Genomic DNA, 11,901 nt, shown 5'->3' with positions numbered 1-11,901 from the left:
CGTCGCAGTCGTGCCGGTCGACATGCTCGAAGACCTGTTCGGCCGGCTTGTAGCCGTTCTTGGTCCAGTACCAGACCTGGTCGTCCTCGTCATGACCGCAGACGAAGATGTCGTCATGGCCATCGCCATTGAAGTCGGCGACAACCGACCCCCAACCCTTGCTGTACTCGAGATACTCTTCCTTGTACTTGGCCTGGACGGCCATCGAAGAAGAAACCAACAATGCGCAGGTCGCCAGCTTGAAACTTTTAGGTATGTACATAACTTATTAGATTAATGAATATGGTGGCTGATGCGTGCTCCCACGAACCCCACCTATCCAGAAGGACGGAAAGCGATCTCCGATCGCGACATCGACGATCAGGCAGTTGCAACCGGCTGTGAGGAACGATCCGGCCGAACATCACGCGACATTTCTCATGACGTCATGATGATCTGTTATATAGACGGCTCTATCGAGCCTGTCGACGCGCGGGGAAGGCACGAGACGGCCGACTACGGCCCATCCGTCGACCACAACCCGCCGGCTCAGGCCGACAGCGTAGGAAAGCCAGCAACAGACTGAGGCGGCAGCTTCGTCATGCAAATCGCGAACAACTCGCTGTCGAGCCAAGCCGCTAGCCAGGCTCTGAGTGCCGGCAGCGCCTGCTCGTCAAACCAACCCGGCTCCACGGCTGCGAACTGACGCACGAAGGGAAAGATCGCCAGGTCGGTGGCGCATGGCGTTGTGCCACCCAGATAGCGCTGGCTTTGCAGGCGCTRCTCCAGCGGATCGAGCAGGGCCTGCACCGCCTGCGAGCGCACCCCATCGCGGGGTCTCGCTTCCGCTGGGTAGCGCTCGGGGTACTTGTAGCGGTCCAGGTGGTGTTTGAAGTCGCCGTCGTTGCATTGCAGCAGCGCGAGGTTCTCGGGGGACTGAGCGCGGCGCCACCAGCCATCGGGATCGCGCGACTCCAGCGCCCAGCGCATGATGTCCCAGCTCTCGTCCAGCACCTGTCCGTCCGGCAACAGCAAAACGGGTACCGTGGCTTTGGGCGACAGGCGCAGCAACTCAGCGGGCTTGTCGCGCAGGACGATTTCGACGGCCTGAAAGTTCACCCTCGCCTGAAGCAGGGCCATGCGGGCCCGCATCGCATAGGGGCATCGGCGGTAGCTGTAGAGCAGCGGCAAGGGCTCGACGGTTGGCAAGGGGACGGCTTTCAGCGGCTCCGGCTTCGCGCGGGCGCGGCCTCGCCAGCCTATCAAAGCAAACCAGGTTTCGATAGAAGGCGCGGACGAGCGCTACTTTGGGGTCGCGGCAACGAGCCAAGGCTCCAGCCGCTGGCCAAACGCGACCTGGGCCTCGAAGTGCCGGCCTTCGTCCTTTGACCGCTGGTAGCTCAGTGGCAACACGCCTTCGAACGCACCACGCATTTCCACAGGCACGTTGATCGCTGCCGCGCTCAGATCGTAGAGGGCGCCGCCCACCTTGCCGGAAGGCTCCCAGGCGGGGCGCACCTGACCGCGAACGATTGCGTATGTCTTGCGGTCCGGGTACTTCGCCCGCAGCGCTTCGCGATCGAGGCCGGCATCCACCGCGAACAACCGGCTGCTTCCGCGCTCTTCCCTGTCGATGATCTCTTGGGCGTCTTTCTTGCCCTCGCCCCGCTCGTTCTTCGACTCCACCTGCTTGGCGGCTTGCCTGGCGCGCTCGAGCGCTTGCTGATAGACCGGCCCGTCCATTTCCAGCACCACGAGCACGTCCCTGGGCAGCTGGCGCTCACGACGCCAGTCTGCATCTGCGCCTGAACGATGGACAGCGGTCTTCTGGTCGAAACCGAGTTCGGCCATCTTGGCCGCGTCGAGCCAGGTGGGGGCACCCCCACCCTCACCATCGAAGGCGTAGACGCTCCGGATCTCGGTTTGCAGCGGCACGCGCCAACGCAGGTGCAGCGTCAACCCGCTGTTCTCACTCCTGTGAATTCCTTCAAAGGGCGGCCGCAGTTCCCGCTGCGTCACGCTGAAAACGCTGTCCGGCTCGCCGGACCGGTTGTAGGCCGCCCCGCCCAGCGCCACCAGGTTGGTCGTGGTGATGAGGGCGAGGCCCGCAATCAACGCGGATTTGCGTGTCCACTTCATGGGGTCACCCGGCGCAGCCGTTTGAAGACCAACAAGAACAGGATGGCGGTCAGGCCCATCACCAGGAAGAACAGGTACTTGGGCATCGACTCCCACCACCAGTCAAAGAGCTTGGTGTAGAAGAAGATCACGAAGAGCGTGACACCGGTGTTCACCACCTCGGGCCAGTGGCGCCGCGCGCCATACCAGATCAACGCTGCCGTGCCGACGAAGCCGATGGTTTGATACAGGCTTTCGATCAGGTCGCGATCGAGATCAAGGTAGCTCACCTGCCCCCAGTTCGCCAGCACCAGCATGGGAAGGAACAGGGTCAGTGCGCCGAAGACCCGGTAGGTGGCCGCAAAGCCTGAGTATCTGGACTGGTCGAGCAGTTGAGGCAGCATGAAGATCGCGAGGGCCGCGGGGAAGAAGTTCTCCGGCCGTTCGCCGAAGTGGATCCAGTACATGCCGCTCCAGGTGCCGGTCCGCGCCGAGATGAAAGCGATCAGGCAAAGGATGCCGGCCGCCTGCAGCAACCGCAGTTCGAACGTGTATGCAAGAAGGAAGGCAAACGCCGCCCAGGGCAGCAACGCCTTGTCGGATGGTGTGATGTTGAAGATCTGGCCGAGCATGACGACGTTGAGCACGAAGCAGGCAAAGGCCACCATCGCCGCCAGCTTGGTGAAGTAGCCCGTCTCGTCTCGGCGCGCGACGCCCATCGTCAACACGAAGGCGCCGACGCCCACGCCGACCAGCACGGCCACCTGCGCCGCGGTCGAGAAGTAGCCCCAGAACTGATAGAACAAAAAGAACACACTGGCCGCCAGCGCGATGGCACCGATGAACGACGCGATGCGCATGCCAAGCGACAGCTGCTTTGATTTCGGATCACGGTCGATGTCGAAGCCGCTGGCCAGCGTGGCCAGCAGCGCGTCGTGGTGCTTGGCCACCGCGCCGCGCTGCGCTTCGTCGATTTGCAGAACACCTTCGAGTTCGAGTCGCGACAGCTCATGACGAAACGCGCGGATGTCGTCGGCTCGCAGCTGAGCCTCATTGCGGGAGGTGACGGTCATCGGTGTGCCTGGCCGGCAAGGGCCTCAAGTTGGCATAACGCCGCAAGTAGAGTACTGCATCGCCCGACGCTGGCGCACACGGGCCTGAGGTAGCGTTTGCCAATACCCATGGTCTGAGCAAGTGCTACTTTGGTGTTCACGCTTGCACGTCCGAATGCCGTCGACGCCGGCCGACCTGACGATCCATGATGTTTTGGGGGTCACTTTCGAAACAAACTGCGGTTCGCTTTCCAGGATCATCCTCGCCGCAGCGCCGCCGCCGCCCATGCGCTGAATCTGCACGATCAGTTCTTCTCAAGGGACACCCATGACTTCAACACAATCGATCGGCCATCGCTCGAAATCGCTGGCCTTGTTCGGCGTGTGCACGATGGCTGCCACGCTGGGCTCTTTCACTGCAACCGCTTCGGCAGCCCAGGCCGCCTTCGCTCGGCCCTGGGTGGTCGGGAACCAGACGGTGCCCGTCTTCAACATGGCAGAGGCCGTGAAGGAGGTCATCAACGTCGAGACCGGCTTCGACCGCGACCAGGACGGCAAGATCGACACCATCAAGGTCGAGGTCACTCGCCCGAACGCGGCACGGGGCGCGAAGGTGCCACTGATCATCCACGCGTCGCCGTATTTCTTCCAGAGCGCGCGCGACGCGTGGGAGACCGACTTCTTCGTCCCGCGGGGCTATGCCGTCGCGACCGTGGCGCTGCCGGGAACAGACTTCTCGACCGGCTGCGAAGATGTCGGCGGCAACCGTGAGGTGCTCGGCACCAAGGCCGTCATCGACTGGGCCAACGGCAGGGCCAAGGGCCACCACGACGACGGCAGCGACGCAGACGCGACCCAGTGGACCAACGGCAAGAGCGGCATGATCGGCGTCTCGTGGGACGGCACGATCGCGAACGCGGTCGCCTCCACCGGCGTCGAAGGCCTGAAGACCATCGTGCCGGTGGCCGCCATCTCCAGCTGGTACGACTACACGCGCGGCAACGGCATTCCGTTCTACGAAGAGTACGTGGCCTTCCTGGCCGACTACGTCAGCCACTACGACAGCCAGGTCTGCAAAGACCTGACGCCGGTGCTGCAAACCAAGTCGGACGACCCGACGGGCAGCTACAGCAAGTGGTGGTCGGTGCGCGACTTCCGGGTCAACGCCTCGAAGGTCAAGGCCAGCGTCTTCGTGGTGCACGGCCTGACCGACGAGAACGTGAAGACCCGCCACTTCGGCGAGTGGTGGAACGAGCTGAGCAAGTACGGCATCGAGCGCCGGATCTTCCTGCACCAGAAGCAGCACGTCGAGCCGTACTACGAGTTCGGCTCCACCTACAGCACCCCGCTGCTGCAGTGGTTCGACTACTACCTGCAAGGCCTGGACAACGGGTTGCCGAACGAGCCGCAGGCCATCATCCAGCGCGAAGACATGACCTGGTCGACCGACGCGGTGTGGCCGCCGGCCGGCACGCAGGACCAGAAGCTGCAGCTCACCTCTCCGCTGGGTGGTTCGCTGACCGCGCAATCGTCCAGGGCCGAGCGTTACCTGACCTTCAAGCAGGCGAGCGACTACTCGAGCGACTCGATCGTGGCGAACCCGAACCAGGCACGCGGCGACCGTTTGGTGTTCCTGAGCAACCAGCTCACGGACCAGGTGCGCGAGTCCGGCACCGCCACGATCACCTTGCGCGTCAAGGTCGATCGCAAGGCCGCCGGCCTGCAGGCGCGAGTGGTCGACTACAACGGCAACACCGCCTACATCGTCTCGCGCACGATTGCCGACCTCGGCCACCACAAGTCGTGGAAGGTCAAGGAAGACCTGGTGCCGGGCCAGTGGTACGAGATCACCTGGGAGATCAATGCTGATGACCGCATCTTCGCCAAGGGCCATAACCTCGGCGTGGTCATCACGGCGGAGAAGCCCAACCCGCTGATCGCGTACGAAGCCGTCACCGCGACTGTCGACACCAAGAACTCCTGGATCACCGTACCGCTCGCCGGCAGCTTGCCGAAGATTGCCGCTCCGCGCGAAATGGCGCCGATGGCCACCACGGTGGTCGGCCCCGCTGGCCCGACGAGGGACGTGCGCGAGTTCATCCGCGAGTTCTTCGAGGGCTCGAAAAACTGACCTGAGCGCATCGCTCCTTTCGAGCTTCGAGCTCGCCATGCGGGGCCCGTCGGCAGTCATGTCGGCGGGCCCCGCCCACATTCCGGGGTAGCGACCACGTCTCCTACAGTCGACTTCGTGCCACCAGCAAACGCAGCGCCTCGATCCCCAGCAGCACGGCCAAGCTGCAGCCGAACACCGGCAGCGCCCATCCCAGCGCGGCGCCGACTGGCCAGACCCATCTCGGTGCCAGGCGCAGATCAGACACGACCAGCGGTGGCGCTGCCAACTGCCCATGGGGGCGGCGCAGCCACCACATCACCAGGCCCGACAGCACCGAGAAGATGGCGGCCAATGCAGCCAGTGCAAGCAGAACCTGGTTCCAGAGACCGAACTCTCCGCGGTGGAACGGGATCCCCACGGCGGTGGCGCGCGACAGCAGTGGCAGCTTGTCCCACCCGCGGCTGAACAGCACCCGCCCCGAATAGGCATCGATCACCTGCGTGAAGCGCCCGGTCGGTTGGCTGCGGTCGAAGTTCTCGGCGCGCCAGGTGCCTGTGGGGCCGGCCGGTGGGGTCAGCTGCATCGTCACGTCAGGTGCATTCGCCCGCACGTGCTCGTAGACGGCTTGCCAGCCCAGCGGCGCCCGGCTTGCCGTCGGTGTCGACTGCAAGCTCTTGTCAGGTCTGGGCGCGGACTGGCCCAGCGCGTCTTGCGCCGCCTTGAAGTTCTCGCCGCTGTAGCGGGCCCAGGTCAGGCCGGTGACCAACACCACCGACAGCACCAGCCCCAGCACGATGGCGACCGAGGCATGCCAGTCGCGCCAGCTGCGCCGCCCGCGGCCCAGAGACGGGATCAGCGCGCGCCAGCCCGGCCCACCGCGTGCGGCCGAACGCGGCCACCACAGCGTCAGACCAGTGGCAAACAGCACCAGCATCCAGCTGGCACCCAGCTCCAGCAGCCAGCGCCAGCCGTCACCCAGCAACGCGCTGGAGTGCAGCTTCCTGGCCCAGGTCTTGAAGCGCTGCATCTCTTGCAACTGGCCCAGCACCTGACCGGTGTACGGGTTCACATAGACGATGCTGCCGGTGGGCAGCCCGTGATCGTGCTCGCCTCGGCCACCATGGGCATGGTGCTCGTAGGCCGCGCGCAGGTAGACCTGCGTGCTGTCGCCGGCGTGGTGCGCGGGCACCACGTAGCGCAATGCTTCGTCCGGGTGGGCGGCTTGCACGGCCGCGACCTGCTGGTCGAGCGGCAGCACCGATGTGCCTTCTGCGACGTGGTCGATGTCGGCATGGCGCCAGGCCTCGATCTGTGGCGAGAAGACGTAGACCAGGCCGGTCAGTGCGGCGAACAACACGATCGGTGCGCCGATCAGGCCGGCCCAGAAATGCAAACGCCAGAACAGCCGGCGCAGGGCCGCCTTGCGCTGCGGGGCTTCGAAAGGGGTCGCAGTCATCGGTGGCCTTTCAAAGCGCGAACCGCAGCTCGGCAAACAGCGTGCGGCCGGGATACGGGTGCGACTGGTAGGCGCGCTGGTCCGTCACGTTGTTGGCGCCCAGCGCCAGTTCGAGCTGCCGGCTGAATTTGCAGGCACCGCGCAGATCGAGCTGGTTGAGCTTCGAGATGCCACCGTAGACATCCGGGTGGGTGTCAAGGTTGTAGGTGTCGTTGTAGGCGCGGCCCTGGTGGCGAAAGCCCGCCGCGAACAGCCAATGCTCATCGGGCCGCCAGCTGGCTTGCAGCGTGGCCCGGGTGCGTGGCACGCGCAGCCACCACTTGCCCACCATCGCGGGGTCGTTCTTGTTGGCGACCACCTCGCTGTGAAAGGTGTAGGCCGCACTCGCATCGAGGCCGAAGCCTTTGAGCCCCAAGTCCTGCGCCGACCAGGCGAGCTCGATGCCGGTCGTCTTCACCCGGTCGACGTTCTGCACGCAGGTGTAGGTGGAACCGCTGCCGTTGCCAGTGGTCTTGCAGACCGCCGGGTCGGTGGTCGACTGGCGCAGGATCGCGTTCTTGACGTCGTCATGGAACAGAGACACGCGCAGGCGCTGCCGATCCCATTCCTGCTCGGCGCTCAGCTCGATCGCGTCCGAGGTCTCGGCCTTCAGGTTCGGGTCCGACAGGGTCTGGCTGGTCTGTGTGACCGTGCCGTTGTAGAGCTCTTCGACGTTGGGGAAGCGCACACCACGGCCGGCGCTGAGCTTGAGCAACATGCTGTCGCTGGCGGTGAACGCCAACGCCGCCTTGGGCGAATGGCCGCGCAGACGGCGGCTGTCGTAGGCCACCGTCACGCCCTTGCCGAGCTGTTGGCCTTCGAACGCGCGGAACCACTCTTCGCGCCAGCCCAGCGTCAGCCGCCAATCGTCGGCCAGGCGCCAAGCGTCTTGCGCATAGAGGGCCATCACCTCGGTCCGGCCGCGGTAGAACTGCGACACCGTGCCGGCGTCTTTGCGCCAGTCGCCGGGGGCATCGATGCTGGCCACGGTGTTGTCGAGTTGGTAGCCATTGCGGTGCGCACCGAAGGCCAGCGTGTGGCGGCCGGCGGTCCAGTCGCCGTCTGTCGGCGTCCAGCTGGCTTGCAGCTCGGCGGTGTTCCAGCCGGTGCCGTTGCGCCTCGTCACGCTGCCGGCACCGCCATCGGCCGCCACCGGATCGGGGTTACTCGCCTGGCGGTTGGTGTCGTCGAGGATGCGGTAGTCGGAGACGACCAGCGAGGCGTTCCAGCCCTTGGCATGGCGGGTCTTCAGCGTTGCGCCGAGCTGCTGGTGCGTCTCTTCGCGTGTGTAGGGGGCGAAGGCTGCGGTGGGAACGTCGAAGCTGTTCGTGCCGTCCGTGACGAGGCCGGACCAGACCGCGGCGCCGGAGGCGTCACGAAGGAACGTCTGGTTGTGGGTGATGGTGTCGTTGTGCCACCAAGAGGCCATGCCACTGGCTTCGATCTCGGGCGCGAAGCGATAGCCGGCGCGCAGGTTCAGCGTGTCTTGCACCGTGTGGTCGATGGCGCCGCCGCTGGCGCCGAAGACCGCGCGCTTGAACCCTTTCGGGTCGGTGTCGTAGACGATGCCGCTGACTGTCTTGGGCGTGCCGGTCACCGCCGGGAAGGCACCCGTCGCATCGGCCAATACAGTGAAGTACTGCATCGGCTGCGAGGTCGAATCCTGGTGGTTCGCATCGGCCGCGAGCCACAGGCCCGAGGCTAGCCGATGGCCCAGGTGCAGCGACAGCTGATGGCCCGCGTAATCATCTGCATGACCGTACTGGTCGAAGTGCTGGCTATATCCGCTGACCCGGCCGCTCAGCTCGAAGGCCTGCGGCGCGTGCTGCGTCACCGCCACCGTGGTGCCGATCGAGTTGCCGGGGAACAGCGCCGAGTACGGGCCATACAGCACATCGACCCGCTCGATCGCCTCGGGCGAAATCATGTTCCAGCGCGGCGCATCGAAGCGACCGAGGAAGTTGCTGATCAGGTAGCCGTCGAGGTAGACCAGCGCACGCGACGGCTGCAGCGTGCCAAAGCTGCGGCCGGCGATCAGCGCATTGCGATCGCCGAGGTAGCGCTTGCGGATGGTCGTGTTCGGCGCGTACTGCAGCGCGTCTTCGGGGTTGAACAGGTTCTGCTCGCGCAGCTGTTCGGCAGTCTTGCTCGCGGTGCTGCCGGGCAGGTTGCCGGGCAGGCCACTGCGGATGGCCGCACCGGTGACGACGATGGGCGCGAGTTCGGCCTCGGTCGCCACGCCTTGGGCATGGAGGACGGGGCTCAGACCGCCGCAGACGAGCGAACAGGCGCGGGCGAGCGCGCCCGCGCGAAAGGGAAACTTGGACATGGTGCTTCGGATCGGATCGCCCGCGCGCAGCCAGACGGCAGCGCGCGAGCACAGCGACCTCGGGGCAGGCCCCGAGGCCAGGTTCAGGCTGTGATGAAGATCAGACCGAGCGAGGTGGTGCGTGCAACTGAGCGGCCAGCCAACGCTGGCTGGCGTCGAGCGTCGTGGCCTCGGTGGCCGGCGCCACGGTGGTGAAGGCCTGCGGCGGCGCATGCAAGACCACCGCAGCCACCGGAGTGGGCAACGCCGTGCTGGCCAGCAGCGGCGTCAAGGCACAGTCGAAGCCGCCGGCGTGTTGGCCGGGCATCGGCGTCGATTTGCTGTCGGGCGAGCCGGCATCGATCTGCACCAGCCGCGCGCCATACACCGAGCAGATCTCGACCAGGTCGACCCCGCGCTGGGCAGCGGCGGCGGTGGCGAGCAAAGGCACGGCGGCCTGGACCAGCAACAACACCGCGACGACCCATGCCCACACGCGGGTGGGCACCGAGGGGCGGCGGTGCAAGGCTCGATTCATGGCGCGCGGATTATCGACCAGCCGATGGTCACCCCGTGGTCCACGGCAGCCAAGGCTCGCGCCCGCACAATCGACCCGACATCCATCAAGAAGATCGGGGAGATGCATGCGGGTTCTGATCGCCTGTCTCGGCAGCCTGGGTGACACGCTGCCGTTCGTGGCCATCGGCAGGGCGTTGCGGGCACGCGGACACGAGGTGTTCCTGTTCGCCAACGAGGTCTTCGAGCCCTTCGCCTCCGGACTGCCGCTGATTCCCACCGGCCAGGCGGCAGAGGCCGAAGCGCTGCTCAAGCGGCCAGAGGTCACCCACCACCGCGCTGGCTGGCCACTGGTCGCCGAGTCGTTCATGCAGGCACTGCGCCCGGGTCATCAGGCGATGATCGAGCACGTGGTGCCCGGTGACACGGTGGCCATCGGCAGCACCTTCGCCTTTGCCACGCGGCTGCTGGGCGAAACGCATGGTGTGCCCACGGCCACCGTACACCTGTCGCCGTCGGTGTTCCGCTCGCTGGAGCGGGCACCCCGCATCACGCCGTGGGGCTTGCTGGGGCGCCTGCCGCGTGGCCTTCAGCGCGGCTTCTGGTCGCTGATGGACCGGTTCTTTCTGGACCCGCTGCTCACGGCGCCGCTGAACGACTACCGCGCCACGCTTGGCCTGCCACCTGTGCAACGCGTGTGCGACGCGTGGCTGCAGCAAGCCGACCTGACGCTGGCGATGTTCCCGCCGTGGTTCGCGCCTCCGCAGTCCGACTGGCCTGCTGGTGTGGTGCTCACGGGCTTTCCGATGTACGACCATGGCGACGTCCAAACGCTGTCGCCTGAGCTGTCCACCTTTTTGCAGGCGGGCGATGCRCCGATCGGCTTCACCACCGGCACCGCCAACGCGCAGTCGCACGAGTTCTTTGCGAACTCGCTGGCCGCCTGCCAGCGCCTCGGGCGCCGCGGTCTGCTGATCGCACGAGACGTGCAATGGCCGCAGCCTTTGCCGAGCGATGTGCTGCACGTGCCCTATGCGCCGTTCCGCGCCCTGCTGCCTCGGCTGGCCGCCCTGGTGCATCACGGTGGCATCGGCACCACCAGCCAGGCGCTGCTGGCCGGTGTGCCGCAACTGGTGCGGCCGATGGGCTATGACCAGTTCGACAACGMCCACCACCTGGAGACCCTGGGCGTCGCGCGGCAACTGCTGCCCAGCCGCTACCGCCCCGCCGCGGTGGCCGATGCATTGCGCCACCTGATCGAGGACGAGCCGCTCAAGGCACGTTGCAACACATTCGCGCATCGACTCGTCAACGACGACGCTGTCGGCCGTGCTGCCGACGCGGTCGAGGCGCTGGCGGCCAGCAAACGCTGAGCGACTGTCGGCTCAAGCCAATGTGGCTTTGCCACTTTGCTTGACCCCCCGCGGGTGGTGGGCCGTGCGCAAGCCGGCCCTGGGGGCATTCGCTACGCGCTGCGCCACAAGACCAACCAGCCCGCCAGCGCCGCCGCCGTCATCAACATCGGCAGGCCCCAACCCGGCGCCAGGCTCAGCGCCAACCCGCCCAGCAGCGGGCCAACGCTGCCACCCAACGTGTAGCTGAGCACCAGCACCGCGGTGAAGTTGACCAGCGCGACGCCGGTGCCGCGGGCACCGGCATCGGCCATCGCCAAGGTGTACATCGCACCGCCGGTGCCGCCCCAGGCCGCGGCAACGGCATAGGCCAGCAGCGGCCAGGCCGGCACCATCAACATGGCCAGGCTCGCCAGCGCCGTCAGGGCCGCTGCCAGCAGGTAGATGCGGCGGTGGGGCCAGCGGTCGGCCAGCAGCCCCACCGGCGCCATCGTCAACATGCCGCCCAGGCCGCAGGCCGAGACCAGCAGCGCCGCCATGCCRCTGCCCAGCCCAAGTGCCAAGCCGTACAAGGGCAGCACACCGGTGCTGCCGGCTTCGTAAAACCCGCCCATCGCGCCCGCCACGAGCAGCAGCGGTGCAGCACGCATCGCGTCGACGATGCCGCGCCAGCCCAGGCGTGGCACGGCCGCACCGGCCACGCTCAGGTGGCTGTTCATCTGCGGCATGCCCAGGCCGACCAGCACGCCGAGGCCGCCGATGGCCACCGCTGTCCAACGTGAACGTTCGGCCGCGTCGCCCTCGGTGCCCACCCAGGCCAGCAGCGCCGGGCCGGCGACGTAGGTCAGGCTGATCATCGTGCCGAACAGGCCAACGGTGCGCCCGCGTGTCGCCGCACCGGCCAACTCGGCCACGCTGGCCTCGGCCACGATCCAGCGCATCGAGCCGGCGATGCCGCTGATCAGGAT

10 protein-coding genes are annotated in these 11,901 nt (G+C 66.4%); 2 read left to right on the top strand and 8 right to left on the bottom strand.

All coding sequences use genetic code 11. The annotated features are described in order from the left end of the window. The 4 genes from AC1DYI_RS15700 to AC1DYI_RS15685 all read right to left on the bottom strand — a co-directional run. Positions 1 to 205, bottom strand: a 205-nt coding sequence (locus AC1DYI_RS15700; RefSeq protein WP_477205062.1) for an FG-GAP-like repeat-containing protein, incomplete at its 3' end; no start/stop codon positions are given. A 323-nt stretch (positions 206 to 528) separates the two neighbouring features. Next, complete coding sequence (locus tag AC1DYI_RS15695; RefSeq protein WP_477205061.1) at positions 529 to 1,188, bottom strand: glutathione S-transferase; 660 nt, start codon at positions 1,186 to 1,188, stop codon at positions 529 to 531. Positions 1,189 to 1,281: 93 nt separating this feature from the next. Further along, positions 1,282 to 2,118: a DUF4824 family protein gene (locus tag AC1DYI_RS15690; protein WP_477205060.1), complete on the bottom strand. Its 837-nt coding sequence runs from the start codon at positions 2,116 to 2,118 to the stop codon at positions 1,282 to 1,284. Next, positions 2,115 to 3,170 (bottom strand): DUF2157 domain-containing protein, encoded by a 1,056-nt coding sequence (locus tag AC1DYI_RS15685; protein WP_477205059.1) that lies wholly within the window; start codon positions 3,168 to 3,170, stop codon positions 2,115 to 2,117. Before AC1DYI_RS15685 ends, AC1DYI_RS15690 begins: the two co-directional genes overlap by 4 nt. A gap of 307 nt (positions 3,171 to 3,477) precedes the next feature. Here AC1DYI_RS15685 and AC1DYI_RS15680 point away from each other — a divergent pair, with 307 nt between their 5' ends. After that, positions 3,478 to 5,280 (top strand): CocE/NonD family hydrolase, encoded by a 1,803-nt coding sequence (locus AC1DYI_RS15680; RefSeq protein ID WP_477205058.1) that lies wholly within the window; start codon positions 3,478 to 3,480, stop codon positions 5,278 to 5,280. Between the two features lie 103 nt (positions 5,281 to 5,383). On the opposite strand, the gene AC1DYI_RS15675 is transcribed toward AC1DYI_RS15680, so the two are convergent. From AC1DYI_RS15675 to AC1DYI_RS15665, 3 genes are all read right to left on the bottom strand, one after another. Further along, positions 5,384 to 6,718, bottom strand: coding sequence for a PepSY-associated TM helix domain-containing protein (locus tag AC1DYI_RS15675; protein ID WP_477205057.1), 1,335 nt, complete (start codon positions 6,716 to 6,718; stop codon positions 5,384 to 5,386). 10 nt (positions 6,719 to 6,728) lie between these two features. After that, a complete protein-coding gene (locus AC1DYI_RS15670) occupies positions 6,729 to 9,086 on the bottom strand; it encodes a TonB-dependent receptor (RefSeq protein ID WP_477205056.1) in 2,358 nt (785 codons plus the stop codon). Positions 9,087 to 9,186: 100 nt separating this feature from the next. Beyond that, positions 9,187 to 9,591 carry a DUF2946 family protein gene (locus AC1DYI_RS15665; protein WP_477205055.1) on the bottom strand — a complete coding sequence of 135 codons (405 nt, stop codon included), beginning with the start codon at positions 9,589 to 9,591 and terminating at the stop codon, positions 9,187 to 9,189. Between the two features lie 118 nt (positions 9,592 to 9,709). Here AC1DYI_RS15665 and AC1DYI_RS15660 point away from each other — a divergent pair, with 118 nt between their 5' ends. Beyond that, on the top strand, positions 9,710 to 10,954 hold the full coding sequence (locus AC1DYI_RS15660; RefSeq protein WP_477205054.1) for a glycosyltransferase: 1,245 nt from the start codon (positions 9,710 to 9,712) through the stop codon (positions 10,952 to 10,954). A gap of 92 nt (positions 10,955 to 11,046) precedes the next feature. Here the strand turns inward: AC1DYI_RS15660 and AC1DYI_RS15655 are convergent. Next, positions 11,047 to 11,901: MFS transporter (locus AC1DYI_RS15655; protein WP_477205053.1), on the bottom strand; the 855-nt coding region annotated here is incomplete at its 5' end.

The organism is Ideonella sp. P3_A4 (assembly GCF_056403075.1).
The sequence above is the reverse complement of the archived record's forward strand: the minus strand, read 5'-3'. Positions and strand labels throughout refer to the sequence as shown.